This window comes from Peribacillus sp. FSL E2-0218 (genome assembly GCF_037992945.1).
GTDB lineage: Bacteria > Bacillota > Bacilli > Bacillales > DSM-1321 > Peribacillus > Peribacillus simplex_B.
Window position 1 is genome coordinate 1,360,231 of sequence record NZ_CP150304.1, and the last position, 16,156, is coordinate 1,376,386.

At 43.5% G+C, this 16,156-nt stretch carries 20 protein-coding genes; 15 read left to right on the forward strand and 5 right to left on the reverse strand.

Annotated elements, in window-relative coordinates:
• Positions 1–7: 7 nt before the first annotated feature.
• Positions 8–586 (reverse strand): CYTH domain-containing protein, encoded by a 579-nt coding sequence (locus MHI53_RS06490; protein ID WP_061143396.1) that lies wholly within the window; start codon positions 584–586, stop codon positions 8–10.
• Between the two features lie 316 nt (positions 587–902).
• Here MHI53_RS06490 and MHI53_RS06495 point away from each other — a divergent pair, with 316 nt between their 5' ends.
• From MHI53_RS06495 to MHI53_RS06505, 3 genes are read left to right on the forward strand one after another with little or no spacing between them, the layout of a single operon-like run.
• Positions 903–1,523, forward strand: a complete 621-nt coding sequence (locus MHI53_RS06495) for a GTP pyrophosphokinase family protein (protein ID WP_061143397.1) — start codon at positions 903–905, stop codon at positions 1,521–1,523.
• A gap of 49 nt (positions 1,524–1,572) precedes the next feature.
• A complete protein-coding gene (locus tag MHI53_RS06500) occupies positions 1,573–2,367 on the forward strand; it encodes an NAD kinase (protein ID WP_061143398.1) in 795 nt (264 codons plus the stop codon).
• A gap of 17 nt (positions 2,368–2,384) precedes the next feature.
• Positions 2,385–3,284 carry an RluA family pseudouridine synthase gene (locus tag MHI53_RS06505; RefSeq protein WP_061143399.1) on the forward strand — a complete coding sequence of 300 codons (900 nt, stop codon included), beginning with the start codon at positions 2,385–2,387 and terminating at the stop codon, positions 3,282–3,284.
• A gap of 106 nt (positions 3,285–3,390) precedes the next feature.
• Here the strand turns inward: MHI53_RS06505 and prpE are convergent, their stop codons facing one another.
• Entirely contained in the window at positions 3,391–4,134 is a 744-nt protein-coding gene (gene prpE / locus MHI53_RS06510) for a bis(5'-nucleosyl)-tetraphosphatase PrpE (protein ID WP_340373063.1), read from the reverse strand.
• 113 nt (positions 4,135–4,247) lie between these two features.
• On the opposite strand from prpE, the gene mgtE reads away from it, so the two are divergent.
• Both mgtE and fabI read left to right on the forward strand, forming a co-directional pair.
• Complete coding sequence (gene mgtE / locus MHI53_RS06515) at positions 4,248–5,627, forward strand: magnesium transporter (protein WP_061143401.1); 1,380 nt, start codon at positions 4,248–4,250, stop codon at positions 5,625–5,627.
• A gap of 112 nt (positions 5,628–5,739) precedes the next feature.
• Positions 5,740–6,513, forward strand: a complete 774-nt coding sequence (fabI, locus tag MHI53_RS06520; protein ID WP_340373064.1) for an enoyl-ACP reductase FabI — start codon at positions 5,740–5,742, stop codon at positions 6,511–6,513.
• Between the two features lie 386 nt (positions 6,514–6,899).
• On the opposite strand, the gene MHI53_RS06525 is transcribed toward fabI, so the two are convergent.
• Complete coding sequence (locus MHI53_RS06525) at positions 6,900–7,811, reverse strand: iron-hydroxamate ABC transporter substrate-binding protein (protein WP_340373065.1); 912 nt, start codon at positions 7,809–7,811, stop codon at positions 6,900–6,902.
• A gap of 337 nt (positions 7,812–8,148) precedes the next feature.
• Between MHI53_RS06525 and MHI53_RS06530 the strand changes: the two genes are divergently transcribed.
• The 9 genes from MHI53_RS06530 to MHI53_RS06570 all read left to right on the forward strand — a co-directional run bounded on the left by MHI53_RS06530 (position 8,149) and on the right by MHI53_RS06570 (position 12,740).
• Positions 8,149–8,460 (forward strand): hypothetical protein, encoded by a 312-nt coding sequence (locus tag MHI53_RS06530; RefSeq protein ID WP_061143404.1) that lies wholly within the window; start codon positions 8,149–8,151, stop codon positions 8,458–8,460.
• A gap of 11 nt (positions 8,461–8,471) precedes the next feature.
• Positions 8,472–9,056: a hypothetical protein gene (locus tag MHI53_RS06535; RefSeq protein ID WP_340373066.1), complete on the forward strand. Its 585-nt coding sequence runs from the start codon at positions 8,472–8,474 to the stop codon at positions 9,054–9,056.
• Positions 9,057–9,071: 15 nt separating this feature from the next.
• Positions 9,072–9,437 (forward strand): DUF1360 domain-containing protein, encoded by a 366-nt coding sequence (locus MHI53_RS06540; protein WP_061143406.1) that lies wholly within the window; start codon positions 9,072–9,074, stop codon positions 9,435–9,437.
• 294 nt (positions 9,438–9,731) lie between these two features.
• Positions 9,732–10,229, forward strand: coding sequence for a YhcN/YlaJ family sporulation lipoprotein (locus MHI53_RS06545; protein WP_061143407.1), 498 nt, complete (start codon positions 9,732–9,734; stop codon positions 10,227–10,229).
• 18 nt (positions 10,230–10,247) lie between these two features.
• Positions 10,248–10,718: a stage V sporulation protein AC gene (gene spoVAC / locus MHI53_RS06550; protein WP_340373067.1), complete on the forward strand. Its 471-nt coding sequence runs from the start codon at positions 10,248–10,250 to the stop codon at positions 10,716–10,718.
• Between the two features lie 3 nt (positions 10,719–10,721).
• Positions 10,722–11,747: a stage V sporulation protein AD gene (spoVAD, locus tag MHI53_RS06555; protein WP_340373068.1), complete on the forward strand. Its 1,026-nt coding sequence runs from the start codon at positions 10,722–10,724 to the stop codon at positions 11,745–11,747.
• Positions 11,748–11,763: 16 nt separating this feature from the next.
• On the forward strand, positions 11,764–12,120 hold the full coding sequence (gene spoVAE, locus MHI53_RS06560; RefSeq protein ID WP_061143410.1) for a stage V sporulation protein AE: 357 nt from the start codon (positions 11,764–11,766) through the stop codon (positions 12,118–12,120).
• A gap of 101 nt (positions 12,121–12,221) precedes the next feature.
• Positions 12,222–12,374: a YjcZ family sporulation protein gene (locus tag MHI53_RS06565; RefSeq protein ID WP_081092502.1), complete on the forward strand. Its 153-nt coding sequence runs from the start codon at positions 12,222–12,224 to the stop codon at positions 12,372–12,374.
• Positions 12,375–12,485: 111 nt separating this feature from the next.
• Complete coding sequence (locus MHI53_RS06570; RefSeq protein WP_034314458.1) at positions 12,486–12,740, forward strand: stage VI sporulation protein F; 255 nt, start codon at positions 12,486–12,488, stop codon at positions 12,738–12,740.
• Between the two features lie 77 nt (positions 12,741–12,817).
• On the opposite strand, the gene MHI53_RS06575 is transcribed toward MHI53_RS06570, so the two are convergent.
• Complete coding sequence (locus tag MHI53_RS06575) at positions 12,818–15,091, reverse strand: ATP-dependent helicase (protein WP_340373069.1); 2,274 nt, start codon at positions 15,089–15,091, stop codon at positions 12,818–12,820.
• Positions 15,092–15,239: 148 nt separating this feature from the next.
• Between MHI53_RS06575 and MHI53_RS06580 the strand changes: the two genes are divergently transcribed.
• Complete coding sequence (locus tag MHI53_RS06580) at positions 15,240–15,536, forward strand: hypothetical protein (RefSeq protein ID WP_340373070.1); 297 nt, start codon at positions 15,240–15,242, stop codon at positions 15,534–15,536.
• Positions 15,537–15,589: 53 nt separating this feature from the next.
• Here MHI53_RS06580 and MHI53_RS06585 read toward each other — a convergent pair whose 3' ends face one another.
• A complete protein-coding gene (locus tag MHI53_RS06585; RefSeq protein WP_061143413.1) occupies positions 15,590–16,081 on the reverse strand; it encodes a spore coat protein in 492 nt (163 codons plus the stop codon).
• Positions 16,082–16,156: the final 75 nt, after the last annotated feature.

Here is a 16,156-nt window from a genome sequence, read left to right on the forward strand (position 1 = left end):
AGCAGGATTAATCCCTGAATTTGGCACGATAAAACCTCTTAACTTTATTTTCGGTTTTTCTTTCAGGAATTTGAAGGGTTTGAAGCAGGGTTAGGAAAATATTTTTCCCCGCCTTTGCGTCCGTCACTTCGTATTCAAGCTCAAAGTCCTCTTGATTTAGATATGAGCTATGATCCAAGACGAGCAACCCCTGCTTGTATGGGAATTCAAACCTGTCCGTCTGCAGAGTCCCGAAGCAGGCAAAGGCTCCCGGATCGAATCCCTCTGCCGTGAGGAGCCGTAAGATCAGCCCTTCAGGGAAAGTGCCATGCTTCAGAAACGCTGTGGCAGCTTCGGCGGTGATGTCTTGGTTGGTTTCCAATAGTCCCTCTGTAGCGGGCTGCTTTAAAGTCAATTCATAACGATTGTTTTTCTCCCGAATCCGGAGCGCAGAGCTGCGTTTTTTCAATTCGAATTCAGATGTATCGAAATAATGATTATGCTGTGATGTAAAATCGGCGGCATCGATCTCGAAATGATCGATCAGCTGCCGGAATTCTTTTTCGTCCAAAAGGTTTTTAAACTCGATTTCTATATGCTGGTCCATTTGTTTCTCCCTTTCTGATCTTTAATTTAAATCAATCATATAAGAACCAGTCCGGCTGTCAAATGGAAGGCAATAAATTTTCGCTATTGTACTTGAATATTTAGGAATCATTTGCAGGTTATGATAAAATATAAACGTTGAACACATGATGTGGATTCCATAAAAAGAGAACTCATACATATTTTTTATCAGTGAAGGATTTCATCGGATCCAGGGTTGAAGGCAATGTGTCCTATAACCGCTGGATAAGGAGAGAGCGTCCTGCCCATACCAGAGTTGAACAGGCGCTTTTTAGATAGATATAGGTGGTGTGGCAATGGAGAGTTGGGACGATTTCTTGGCGCCTTATACACAGGCTGTCGAAGAATTGAAGGTTAAGCTAAAGGGATTAAGGAAGCAGTTTGAGCGTGAGAATATTCACTCCCCCATCGAATTTGTTACGGGCAGGGTAAAGCCGATTGTCAGCATTTTGGATAAGGCAAGTCTGAAGGACATTCCGATTGATAAATTGGGAACCGAGATTCAGGATATTGCAGGTCTTAGGATGATGTGCCAGTTTGTGGATGATATCGCACAAGTGGTTGAACTGTTACGTGGCCGCAATGATTTCGAGATCGTTGAGGAAAGGAATTATATTTCCCATAAAAAAGCAAGCGGCTACCGTTCTTATCATGTGGTCATACGTTATCCGGTCCAGACGATACATGGCGAAAAAAATATCCTTGCCGAAATTCAAATCAGGACACTCGCAATGAATTTTTGGGCGACGATTGAACATTCGTTAAATTATAAATATAAAGGCATTTTTCCGGAAGATATCCAACTGCGGCTGAAACGTGCGGCTGAAGCGGCTTTCCTGCTTGATGCAGAGATGTCGCAGATCCGGACGGAAATCCAGGAAGCACAGCGCCTTTTTTCAAGGAAGAAAGATTCTTGAACGCATGAAATAGTAAATACAAAGTTATCTAAAGGTAAGGTGGGATTACATGAAATTTGCGATTACGTCAAAAGGGGATGCAAAATCGAATACCTTGATGCAAAGGATGCGAACGTATCTCCAGGACTTTCAGTTGGACTATGACGAGGATCAGCCGGATATTGTCATTTCGGTCGGCGGTGATGGCACATTATTATATGCTTTCCACCGTTATAAGAATCGTTTGGACAAAACGGCCTTTGTTGGTGTGCATACTGGGCATCTGGGTTTTTACGCGGATTGGACGCCGGATGAAATAGAAAAATTGGTGATAGCGCTAGCAAAAACCCCCTTTCAAATTGTGGAATATCCTTTGCTGGAAACGATTGTCCGCTATCAGCATGGAGGACGTGAGGCCAGGTTTTTGGCTTTGAATGAATCGACAGTCAAAAGCGTTGAAGGCACGCTCGTGATGGATGTCGAGATACGCGGCCAGCATTTCGAAACGTTCCGTGGGGATGGTCTGTGCATCGCGACCCCATCGGGCAGCACGGCATATAATAAGGCTCTTGGGGGAGCCATCGTCCACCCATCCATCGATGCCATCCAGATCACCGAATTGGCATCCATCAATAATCGTGTGTTCAGGACTGTCGGTTCGCCGCTATTGCTGCCGGCGCACCATACGTGTATGTTCCGGCCTGTGAATGCGGTCAATTTTCAAATTACCATCGATCATTTAACCCTTCTTCAAGAGGATGTAAAGTCGATTCAGTGCCGAGTGGCTGATGAAAAGATCCGCTTTGCCAGATTCCGCCCTTTTCCATTCTGGAAAAGAGTGCATGATTCATTCATTGCTAATTAAGGAGATAAACTCATCTCATGTCAAATCAAAATTTTTCTTTGACTTGGTCGGTTCTTGAAGAGGATTCCGGATCTTTATTGCGAGAGTTTCTCAGCAAATGCGATATTTCAAAGCGGGCATTAACGGATATTAAGTTTAAAGGCGGATCTATCTTGGTGAATGGCATTATCGTCACCGTCAGGGAACGTATTGAAGCTGGGGATGTCGTGACGGTCATATTTCCCCCAGAGCTGGCAAGCGGAGGACTTTTGCCGGAACCGATCCCCCTGGATGTCAAGTATGAAGATGAATTCGTATTGGTGGTGGTCAAGCCGCCTGCCATGAATACCATCCCGTCCCGGGAGCATCCAAATGGCAGTCTGGCAAATGGCTTGGCCGGCTATTATAAGAAAACGGGAATACAGGCAACGATCCATATCGTTACAAGGCTGGATAGGGATACGTCCGGACTTGTTTTAATTGCCAAGCATCGGCATATCCATCATCTTTTGAGTGGGCAGCAAAAAATGGGCCAGGTGAAACGGAGATACCAAGCCATTTCCGAAGGGCTTGTTGCCGGGCCTGGAGGTGTGGTCGACGCCCCTATCGGAAGGAAATCGACGAGCATCATTGAACGGGAAGTCCGCAACGATGGCAGGCATGCCCGTACGTTATTCCAGGTATTGGCACACACTGCTTCCCATACATTCCTCAAATTGGAACTCCAAACCGGGCGGACGCACCAAATCAGGGTGCATATGGCTCATATCGGGCATCCCCTGGCAGGTGATGATTTATATGGAGGCAGCAGGACGGAAATCAATCGCCAAGCCCTTCATTGTTTTGAATTGAAATTTTTGCATCCCTTCACGAAGAGGATGATGTTGTTTCAGGAAGAGCTGCCTGAAGATATGAAGAATTTGCTCGAAGTGAAGTGAGAAATGTGATTCCTTTCATCAGGACAGTGCTGGAGTAATCGAAAACAAGCGAATGAAAAACATTCATAGAAGCAAAAAAACTCACCAAGTTGGCGAGTTTTTTTGATTAATCGAAAGAAGTCCTGAATTTTTCTGCTAGGTAGGGCATGGAAGAAGGTACATCTTGAAGTTCCATTTCAGGATAACGGATCGCTGTCAATTTGCCGCCGAAGACGCAGCCGGTATCAATGTTGTATGTACGATTGACTTGTCGGGCATTTGGGACTGGTGTATGTCCATACACGATCCAGGCATCTCCTTCGTAGGACCGGGCCCAATCCTTTCTGATCGGAGAACCGTCTGGATGTTTGGAGCCGTTGATATCACCATAGAGAACGAAGGTTTTCACCTTACTCCCATATTGGCCGATATACTCCCTCCGGATGCCGGCATGCGCAATGATTAAACGGCCATCATCCAGGTGTTGATAGAGGGGGGAGCGTTCATATAATTCCATGAATTTTTTGCGGATCTTCTTTTGTTCCCGAATGCTCCGGGATTGATATTCAGCTACTGTAGTCTCCAATCCATGTGATACTTGGACCTTATTGCCCGACAAATAACGATACAGCTTATTGCAATGATTACCTGGGGCATATTTTGCAAGTTTTTGATTTATGACCAATTCATGGACAACCTCGATCACCTGGAGGGAGCTTGGGCCGCGGTCTGTCAAATCGCCAACAAATCCAAGAATCCTGCCGGAAGGATGGATTGGTATCCCGGTTTCCCACGTATAGCCCATATTTTTTGTTAGCTGCTTGAATTCGGGGAAGCATCCGTGAATGTCCCCGATGATATCGATGTTCATTAGTCACATCCTTTGTTTGTTTTGTATATGTTTATGGTATTAGTATAGTATTAATAAAAAAAATAAAATATAAACGAAGAAATTAAAAAGTGCGTTTTAGGAGGTGTATAGGTATGGAGGAGATGAAGGAACTGGAAAAAGAAAGTAAACAAACGAATCATGACCTTTTGCATGAAGCTCTTGAAACGGAGAATTTGGATAAATTCCGTACGGAGTTCCTTGACATGCATCCATATGATCAGGCTCAATTTTATACAAGCTTGTCGGACGAATCAAGGTCCATCGTTTACAGGTACTTGTCACCTGAAGAAATGGCGGACCTTTTTGAAAATATTGAAATAGAGGAAGAGGATTACGAAAGTCTGCTTGCAGAAATGAATCCTTCCTATGTAGCCGATATGCTTTCGCATATGTATGCCGATGACGCTGCAGATGTGTTGAATGAGATCAATGATGAACAGGCTGTCAGCTATTTGACGATCATGGATGATGAAGCAGCCAGTGAAATCCAGGAGCTTTTAAATTATGAGGAATCAACGGCAGGAAGCATAATGACGACGGAGTTCATCGCCATTGAGGCGAATGAAACGGCTCGTTCGGCATTGCAGATTTTAAAAAGGGAAGCCCCCCAAGCAGAAACGATCTATTATGTCTTCGTCATAGATGAAGAAAAGAGACTGTTGGGGGTGTTATCGCTCCGTACCTTGATTATCGCTGATGAAGATGCTTTGATCAGCGATTTGATGGATGACCGGGTCGTATCCGTACCTGTCTCGGAGGACCAAGAAGAGGTGGCCCGTAAAATACGGGATTATAATTTCCTCGCCGTACCAGTCGTCGATTTTCAAAATCATCTGTTAGGAATCATTACGGTAGACGACATCATTGATGTAATGGATGAAGAAGCATCCGATGATTATTCTAAATTGGCAGGAATTTCAGATCTGGACCATGTTGATAAAAGTCCGTTCTCTGCTGCGAAGAAACGGTTGCCGTGGTTGGTGATCTTATTGTTTTTAGGCTTATTGACTGCAAGTTTAATCGGTCGATTCGAGGAGACGCTCAGCCAAAAAGCGATTTTGGCCGTTTTTATTCCATTGATTGGCGGTATGGCCGGTAATACCGGTACACAAGCACTGGCAGTAGCCGTAAGAGGGATCGCAACAGGGGATTTGGAACAGGAAAGCAAATGGAAGCTGGTGCTCCGAGAGGCTGGAACCGGGCTCATCATCGGACTTACATGCGGAATATCGATCATTTTCATCGTCTATTTTTGGCAGCATGATATAATGCTTGGATTATTGGTGGGCATTTCAATTTTCATCACGTTAATCGTAGCCACGCTTGCAGGTTCGATCGTCCCGCTTCTCATGCATAAAATGAAGATCGACCCAGCTGTAGCTTCCGGACCCTTCATTACGACGATCAACGATCTGATCAGCATCCTGATTTATTTCGGATTGGCGACATTGTTCATGGGCTATTTACTGTAACTTGAAGGATGCAGGCCTCGGTGAGAAAACGGTGTTTTTATTAATGAAAATTTGATATACTGTCATTAGTAGCAGGTACTAATAACTTGTATTAAAAATAGGAGGTCACAAGATGACTTTTTCACTAGAAGGAAAAACGTTTGTCATAATGGGTGTAGCGAATAAAAGAAGTATTGCATGGGGAGTTGCCCGTTCCTTACATAAAGCAGGTGCAAAACTGATATTCACATATGGAAAAGAGCGTACGGAAAAAAGCGTAATCGAACTATCTTCCACGTTGGAAGGTGAGCCTTCCATCATATTACAATGTGATGTAACGAAGGACGAGTCTATCGAGGCATGCTTTGCAGCCATTAAGGAAAAGGTAGGCATCATCCACGGTGTCGCCCATTCGGTCGCTTTTGCGAACAAGGAAGAACTGGACGGAGAGTTCGTCAACACAAGCCGTGAAGGATTCTTGCTTGCCCACAATATCAGTTCTTTCTCTTTAACGGCTGTAGCCAAAGCAGCGAAAGATCTCATGCCTGAAGGCGGCAGCATAGTCACGATGACGTACCTTGGCGGTGAACGCGTCATGCCGAACTATAATGTAATGGGTGTGGCTAAGGCTTCGCTTGAAGCCAATGTCCGTTACCTATCAAGCGATCTTGGCAAAGATAACATCCGTGTGAATGCCATTTCGGCCGGCCCGATCCGTACGTTATCGGCCAAAGGGGTCCGTGACTTCAATAGCATCCTGAAGAAGATTGAGGAAGAGGCACCTCTTCGCCGCACAACGACTCCTGAAGAAGTCGGCGATACGGCCCTCTTTTTATTAAGTGATATGTCCCGCGGCATTACCGGCGAAAATATCCATGTCGATTCTGGATATCATATTATGGGGTAATGACAGCAAATCCAAAAAGGGATTCGGAATGAAAACATTCCGGATCCCTTTTGATTTTCCTCAAGCATTTTTGACGGGGGCTATCTTAAATCAAACCGCTCTCTAAAATCCGCTTGAACCTGGCTCCTAGATGAAGCTGGTGTTGCAACCACAATGAGGAGGACTAACTATAAAGAAAGGGAGCGAGATACTCCCTCAATAGAATGCGGGACTAAAGGAAACCCCCACTGCCGTGGCCGGACGTGGCCTTAATATAGGAGTGGCTGCTATGGCAAGAAACGGTTGTAGTCCTATTCCGTCAATAGGTGAGCAAACGGGGCTTCAGCTTATTCTTCATTAAACCATAAAAAGCAGGGAAGATGAATTCTCCCTGCGCAGCCTCTTATTTAATCCAAGAAATGTGATTGGAAAAATTCCAATTGATAGTCCAATGTTAGAGGGTCATTGAATATAAACTCGTTACCATTTGCTTCGAATACATGATTTTCTTTCACTGCAGGCATTTGTTTGTAAACATCGGTGTTTTGGAAAGAGTTATCTTGATCCCTATATTTGCTAATGACCAAATAGTCGCCGACATATTGGGGCAGTACTTCCAAGGAAATCGAATAATAGCCTTCCTTATGGACCATTTCCTTTACTTTGTCGGGCATTTTTAATCCCATTTCTTGATAGAGGACCTCGGTGCCCCTTCCCCAATTATCTCCAAACACAGCAAGCTGCTTATCATAGCTTTCCACCACTGTAACGGTAGCATCTTCCCCGATTTTTTCTTTAATTTGCTTTCCGGCTGCCGCCGCACGTGATTTATAATCATCAATCCAAGCTTGTGCTTCTTTTTCCTTGTTCAGCAGCTTACCGATTTCCAAATGCTGTGATAAATAATCCACTTTACCGTATGTATAAGTTACAGTAGGGGCAATTTCCTTCAACTTATCCAAATTTTTGGTAGTGCTTGCACCGATGATCAAATCTGGATCCAATTCGATTATTTTTTCCAATTCATCTTCTGATACCGATTGTACGTCTTTTAATTTTTTTTTGAACCTTGGGTTCATTTTGGACCAAGGTTCTACACCAACTAAATTTACTCCAAGTGACATGACATCTCCCGCATAAGATGCTAAAACGATAACCCGTTTTGGGTTTGCAGGGACCTCAATCGCACCATTTTCCGACTGATAGGTAATCGTATTTTTTTTGTTTTTTTCGCTCGATGTTTTTTCAGTGGCTGCATTGCCGCAGGCACTGACTAAAAGCGTAAAGATGAAGACGATGGGTAAAAGTATTTTTTTCAAAATGAAGTTCTCCTTATAGTAAAATATTTTTTGCCTTGTGGATCCTGCCGAAGGTTTCCTTTCTCTAAAAAGTGTTTGTTCACCAATAGATGAGAATGATAATCAATAACAATTAAAGTTTAATCTTCATTTTCAATTAAGTCAATGTTAAAAAATTATTATCCCGACGTCCTATGCTTGGCTGAAACCGATTATTCCGCGGTCACATCTTACGCATAAAAAAAGCTTATTTTCATATAAATGATACATAGAGCAGATATTCCATTGTCTAGACACAATCAGCTTAAACCTGCTTTCAGCCCTATTGGGGCCAATGAAAAAGGAGGAGGGGCATCATATGGACGTGAAGAAAGTCGATCTGCCTTGTGCTATCGGGAAACGAACCGTATATGACATGAAGGGCCATAAGCCATTTAATGAAAAAAATATCAGCACGTCATATAGTGCCGAGGAATTGGTGGAGCTATTGTCCCGACTCCCAGCCTTTGCACCCAAGCCCGTTTGTAAATTCATCATCAATGGCCGTACATTATTTGGGAAATTGGAATATAAAAAGAAATCCGATTTGTATATAAGGCATAAATTTGGGAAAAAGGTTGTTCAATACGATATGAAGCAGCTGCAGTCTGTCGATATTCTGAAATATTAAGGAGGAAGAACATGGCAGAGAGGAATGACGATAAACAATCCAAGCCGCTTTTATATGTCGATTCATCAAAGATTTCCGATCAGCGAGGAAATATGCAAACGGATTTCCGGACGAAAAAGAGTACGGCTCCTGATACCGTTGAGCCAGAGCTTCAGGAAGAACAGCATGGGGAGCAAGAACAAAAGGAAGAAAAAATAGAAGAAGTTAAGCGTGAATTCGGTGTATATGATGCCATGAAGGAAATCGAAACGGAAATGACCGCGATCAGGAACATAACCAATCAATATATTCCTGTGCAAACGCCATCCGAGCAGACGGAGCCCCCTCAACAAGCAGAAAAGGAAACGGTAAAGCCAGAAAAGAAAAAGCGGAAAAAAATCGAGAAAAAAGAATCTTCTCGCGATATCATAACGCGATTATCCCAACATCAAGGATTCCCGAAGCCATTGTGTGAAGCGGTAATGAACGGAGAAACACTTCGGTTCCACGTATTGGGGATTAAGGGGGAATCGGTGAAGATTAAAAGGGGCAACCGTATTCACTTTGTCGCTCTTCCTGATATCATCGATGCCAAAATAATTGAAGAACCGAAGTGAAGGGGGCAATAGAGAATGTTTCTCCCGCATAATGAGTTCACCTTGTTTGTACTATTAGGATTGGCCTCCTTCAGGCTGACACGATTGATTGTATTCGATAAAATCATGGAGCCGCTGCGCCGCCCTTTTTTTAAGGAAATAGAGGAAAAGAATGCAGAAGGCGAAGTGGAAATATATTTGCTTCCCAAAGAAAAGGGATTACTTGGCTGGGGAGGACAGTTGCTTAGCTGTTTTTGGTGCGTGGGTGTCTGGGTCAGCCTTTTTTTGGTATTCCTGCACCTGCAAAGTTGGTTCATAGGGGACATAGTGGTGTTGATTCTTGCCGTAGCGGCCGTAGGAGCGATCATTGAGGTCATAATCAGTAAAATTATGGACATTTGATTGGAAACAACTTGTCTCTTCATTCATATAGTAAGTTATAGACTTTAAAGGAGGCGTCATAACTTGAATAAGAAGCAGAGCCCATGGACTTATGCCAAACCGGTGAAAAAGGATCAGCCAATCAAAATCAAGAAAGACTGTGGCTGTAATAATAATAATAAAAATAAAGGCTATTACTGAGTAGAAAAACCTTTCCGTTTAGGGAAGGTTTTTTTATTTCCTAATCCTACCATTCATAAAAAAACCATTAAACAAGAAAATACTAATAGAACGATTAATTAGGATGTGATTCTTTTGTTCAGGAAAAGAAAATATGTGTATCGCAGCTGGATGCTCCTTTTGGTTGCTTTGTGTATGCTGACAGCCTGCAGCAGCCAAGGAGACGGGAAAACGGAGAATCTGGCTCTGATTAAACGGACGAATCCCAAGCCGATGGATATCATCAATGGGATGGATGAAGAAGATGAAAAAGGCCTGATCTCAAAGGTGAAGGAAACGGTAGCAAATGAAGATACGATTTATGACGTTATCGTGGTGAAAAATGAAAAAAAGATTATCGTCGCTTATAAAGTCAAACATTTACAACGTTTCCATATGAAGAAGATTGAAAAGAATGTGACCCAACACCTGGAGGAAAGATTCCCGAAGTATGATTTCATCGTATCGAGTGATTATAAAATCTTTTTGGAATCTTTAAGGTTGAATGAGTTCCTTAAGAAAGAAAACGTTCCTGAGAAAAAGGCACGGAAGAAGTTCAAGGAAATTGAAGAACTTCAAAAAGAATTGATTTAGAAAGCGAGGTTCAGAACGATGAGCGGCAAGGAGAAAACGACTCCCCAACAGGATGCATATAAACAGCTTCAAGGAAAGCATGAAATTAAAAGACCGATAGTGAAGAATTGTTTGAAGGCTTTTTTGATAGGAGGGATCTTCTGCATGGTGGGACAAGCGATTTCTTACTTTTATATTTACTTTTTCAACTTTACCGAACAGACAGCTGGAAGTCCAACCACTGCGACCATGGTATTCCTGGCCCTATTGATGACAGGCTTCGGCTTCTACGATCGAATTGGGCAGTTCGCTGGGGCAGGGAGTGCAGTCCCGGTTACCGGGTTTGGTAATGCAGTCATTTCAGCGGCCATCGAACATAGGACCGAGGGGTTCGTGTTAGGGGTCGGATCGAATATGTTCAAATTGGCAGGCTCGGTCATTTTATTTGGAGTATTTTCAGCCTTTGTCGTGGCGTTGATTAAAACGATTTATTTAATGATTGGGGGCTAAACGGTGTTAAAAGGAAAACAAACATGGATGTTCGCCAATAAACCAGTCATTTTGGAAACAGGAGTAACAGGCGGGCCGTTTGAAGCAAATGGCGAAATCGCGGGCGACTTCGATATTTTGTACGGAGATTTGTGGATGGAGCAGGATTCGTATGAGAAGGCCCATCGCCACTTGATGGAGAAGGCTGTGGAACTTGCATTGGAAAAAGGAGAAATTGAAAAGGAGCAGGTGCAGTTTTTCTTGGCGGGTGATTTAATTAACCAGATTACCCCAACAAGTTTTGCGGCAAGAACGCATGGCATCCCCTACTTCGGGTTGTTTGGGGCGTGCTCCACTTCAATGGAGGGGCTTGCATTGGCTGCCTTCATCACAAATTATGGCGGGGCGAATTACGTGCTGACAGGGGCCTCGAGCCACAATGCAGCCGTTGAAAAGCAATTCCGCTATCCGACTGAATATGGAGGGCAAAAACCTCCTACAGCTCAGTGGACGATAACGGGAGCGGGGGTGGCACTGGTCGCTCCGAATGGAAGCAGGCAAGGCGAATACCCGCATGTGGTTTCGGCCACGATCGGCAAGGTCATTGACATGGGGCTGAAGGATCCGTTCAATATGGGGGGAGCGATGGCCCCGGCTGCCGTCGATACGATCCTTGCCCATTTCAAAGATACGGGATTGGGTCCGGATGATTATGATTTGGTTATTACCGGTGATTTAGGGCAAGTGGGCAGGGAAACCGCCCTGGATTTATTAAAACAAAAGGGATGTCAAATCAATCAGGAAAAATTCAAAGATTGCGGCTTGATGATTTTTAAAAAGGACCAGCCCGTTTTAGCGGGCGGCAGCGGCGCGGGATGTTCAGCAGTGGTTTTATATGGACATATCCTCAATCAAATGATTTCAGGTCATTATAAAAAAATCCTGCTGGTTGCTACTGGGGCATTATTGTCGCCGTTATCGGTCCAGCAAAAGGAAACGATTCCGTGCATTGCTCATGCGGTATCCATCGAGTATGGGATGAATTCATGAAAAAGGAGAGATTTGGATGTTAGCGATGTTTTTTTGGGCCTTTGTCATCGGTGGATTGATTTGTGTAGTCGGCCAGCTTCTTTTTGATGTTGCTAAGCTGACACCAGCACATACGCTAAGTTTATTCGTTGTAATAGGGGCGGTTCTTGGCGGGTTTGACTTATATGAACCGCTTGTTGACTTTGCAGGCGCAGGAGCAACGATACCGATCGTTTCATTTGGGAATTCCCTTGTGAACGGTGCGATGATGGAATCCGAAAAACATGGCATCGTCGGCGTACTAACAGGAATGTTTGAAATCACGAGCTCCGGTATCTCGGCAGCCATCATCTTCGGATTTATCGGGGCTTTGGTTTTCAGGCCAAAGGGATAGGATCGGAAATGGGCAGCCTGGACTAGGACATGGCCTATACATATTTGTCCAGACCTACATATGTTATCAGTAAGCTTTTAGCGAAAGCGAGGTGATATAGTATGTTTGGTTTCGGTGGCTACGGTTGCTGCGGCAACAGCGGTTATGGATATGGCGGCAGTTATGGCGGAGGCTACGGTGGTGGCGGTTCTACGTTCGCGATAATCGTTGTGTTGTTTATCCTATTGATCATTGTAGGGGCTTCTTTCTGCTAAAGTAAATGGAATAGGCAGAAGAAGCCTATTCCATTTCTTTTTATTTTATCGGCCTTGCACCATTTTCTGTTTAAACCATAGGATAGGTACAGAAAAGGGAGGGGCTTAGGTATGGATAATAACTTTTTTAAAAACATAGAAGGTAAAACGGGCGTGAATATGAAAGATGTATTAGAATTGGCAAACTCTCTACAAGGGGCCAACTTCAAAGATGAAACAACCGTCAGGAATGTCATTAAACGCGTTTCAAAAATAGCGAACAAACCGGTCAATAAGGAAACGGAAGACAAAATCGTCCATTCCATCGTAGCTGAAGGCAATAAACTCGACTTTGGGACGATTTCCAATATGATAAATAAAAAATAATGAATCAAGGCCTGCTCTAGATGCAGGCCTTTTTCATATGGCTGAATCCTGCCCTCTGCTTTGAAAACAAGGTAAGGTCAAAGCTTGAGGAAGCGTGATGGATGTGCGGTCCGTCCGCGTCTTGTTTGCAGGATGGAAAGGTAAAGATCCGTTTTGGCTCTTGTCGCTGCAACATAAAGCAGTCGTCGTTCCTCCTCAAGAGGGGCAAGCTCCCCTTTTCGATAGGATTCAAGTGCGAAATCATGTGGAATGCTGCCATCGACTGCAGCAAGTACATATACGGTCTTGTATTCAAGGCCTTTGGAACGGTGTACGGTGGTAAGCTGTATGGCATCCTTGAAATGTTTCGAGAGCTGTTTAATTTCTTGGACCATGGCTGTCATATGTTCGACATGCTCAAGGAAAGCGGCGACTGTAGGAAAACGGTTGGCTGCCACCTTTAGGTCTCGAATGTCATCGGAGCCTTTTTCCAGATTCGCTTCGTTGCCCCGTTTTTTAACATAATCCTGGTAGCCCAAGTCCTTTTCGATGATTTCCAAAGCAACCAGCGGCGACATAATCTTTAAAGAACGGATTTGCCCTGGAATCGTTTTTAATTTTTTTTCTTGGAAAGCATGCCCCGTCTTGATGTAAGCAAATGCATCGATATAATCACAGTCCTGCAATATGGTTTGTGCTTTTAATTCCTGCAAAATGCTTTGCCTTAAAAATAATGAGGAAAGAACATCCGCTGCTGCCTTGCTATCATGAGGAAACAAACTTAAGCGCATGAAGGCCAGCATGCCGCGTATGACCCTGCGCTGATAAAAGGAATCTGCATCTTTCTCGATCACAAATGGCAGGTTGGAAGCGGCCAGTCTTTCAAATATGGCCCTGGACATTGTGTGTGTCCTGTATAATACGGCAAAGTCCCCGGGATTTGCTCCTTTGGCGATTTTTTCTTGAATATCATTAACGATCATCGTTGCTTCCAATTCCTCATCATATGGATAAAATAATACGGGCGGATTTCCTGAATCATGCTGTGCCCGCATTTGCTTCTCCATCCGATTCTGGTTGCGCTTGATCAATCGATTCGCAGTGGCGACGATTTGATGGGAAGAGCGATAATTTTCGGTTAGCTTGACAACTTGGGATCGAGGGAAGTCATGATTGAAATTCAGGATGTATTTCGGATCGCTCCCCCTGAAGGAATAGATCGATTGATCATCATCTCCAACCGCACACACATTTTTTGATTCGGAAGAAAGGAGTTTTATCAATTCGTATTGAACTTTATTGATATCCTGAAATTCATCCACCAAGAAATACTGAAATCGTTGCTGGTATTTCTTTAAAAAATCGGGGTGATTTTTTAAGAAGACATAGCAGCCGACAAGCATATCATCAAAGTCATATTTTCCTGTTTGCTTTTTATACTCTTCATATTTCTTATATAAGAATAAACAGGATTTCTCCCACTCGTCATCAGGTTGAATATCTTCGGGGAAAGCCAATGAGTTTTTCCAGAGCCCGATTTGCTGGAGTGCTTGATCGTACGCAAATTCCTTATCATCAAGTTCCATTTCCCGACCAGCTTGTTTCAAGATCTTTTCTTTTTCCCATTCCCATTTCAATAGCAAATCGCGTTGCCATTTGGATGGTTCGTGAAAAATCAGGATTTTATAAAAAATGCTATGAAAGGTCCCGCTCACGACTTGGGAAACGAGGGAAGGCGTCATATTAGGATAACTGAGCAGACGCTGCTGCATCTCCTTAGCAGACTTTGCGGTAAATGTCACGAGCATGATGCTTCTTGGATCGATTTTCTTCACCGTAAGCATGTAGGCAGTACGGACCGTTAATACCCGGGTTTTCCCGCTGCCTGCTCCAGAAAGGACGAGAATGGGACCATCGATCGTTTTTACGGCTTTAAGCTGCTCTGCATCTAGAACGACCCCGCAAGAGGATAATTCCTGGAAATATGGTTCCTCTAATTGTGCCAGGGAGGAGGTTTTATGTGAATATTGCGGATTTCCCGTTACCTGCCGGCTTCTAAGGAAAGGCTCCGTAATGGTTTTAGTTTCGGTAATGGTTCGAGACTTGGGGATCTTAAATCCATTCTGTTCCATATATTCTAAGGGCTTGTCCTGATTCATTGGTTCGGAATATGGCATTACACAGGGTGCCTGCGATGGGTCACTATGATAAAAATAGGGCGTTTCATGAATGCCAATGAATAATTTGACGGGCTTTTGACAAACGACGCAAGAAAGCTGATCACGTTTCCCTTTTTCGAATAGTGTCTGCAGCTCACCAGCTGAAACGGTATGTATATGTACAATTTCATTGCCAGATTTTGCTTGATTCATATAAATGGATACCTCTAATCTATTAAAAATATCGGCAATACCCATCATACCAGAAGATGAGGAAAAAAGAATGTGGAAATGGTGTTTACCTCTCACTCTGGGCGGGTATTTAAATGACAGCATACGTACATGAAAAGGAGGGTAAACCATGGGATACATAGCGCCGGTCACACAATTTGATTATATTCAATATGCCAACAGGACGGTTGAAGCTGCAGAGAAAGTAAGAATTGTTAAAGGCACGACGCCCATTCAACCCATCCGTTTCACTCAGGTATTAGAGGAGGAAATGGGGAGTTTTGAAGGATTCAATCAAGTTCATCAGCGTACCCATGAAAGAACGGCAGGAGCGGGCACGTATAAAAAGCAAATGGCCATGAGGGCCAGCAACCAGCTGACTGCTGCAATGACGGGAAAGGGAGTCTACTTAAACGTTATGGTCTAGAATGCCATGAAATACAAAAGAGGACACGTGAGTGTCCTTTTTGTGTTGATTTCTTAAAGGATGTCTATTTCAACGATTAGAGCTAACAATAGTTGTAGTAATAGTTGGATGTTAAGAGCGATTTGTGCATCCGTTGTCGTAATGTCGATATCACGGCTGTTCTCAACAATTGTTTTTTGACGCGTGATTTGTTTGACATTAGAGGATTGGATCAATTCTTGAGTGATTCTTTCGGCATTATCTGCATCTGCGATGGAAATGCTTACGATGACCGCAATTGCAGCTTGCAATGCAGCTTGAAGAGAAAGGGCAGCTTTAACATCTGTTGAAGTGACATTTACATTACAGGAATCTTTAATGTAAATAAGTTCTTCGGAAAGCTGAACTTGATTATTATCCTGTCTTGCCTCTTGGTCAATACGTGTGTCATCGTTGCCGTTACAAAATCCTGTCAGGGGGTGGTTGGAAGCGGAATCTAGAGCTGACCAAGATCTGTCACAGCTTTCATGTGTGTTACAGTTGCTACGGTATACATTTTGGTTCATGTCGTTTTTTCCTCCTTAGGTTTTATTCCCTATTAAAATATGCTTCGATGATTATTCTGGTTGGACGAATAAATC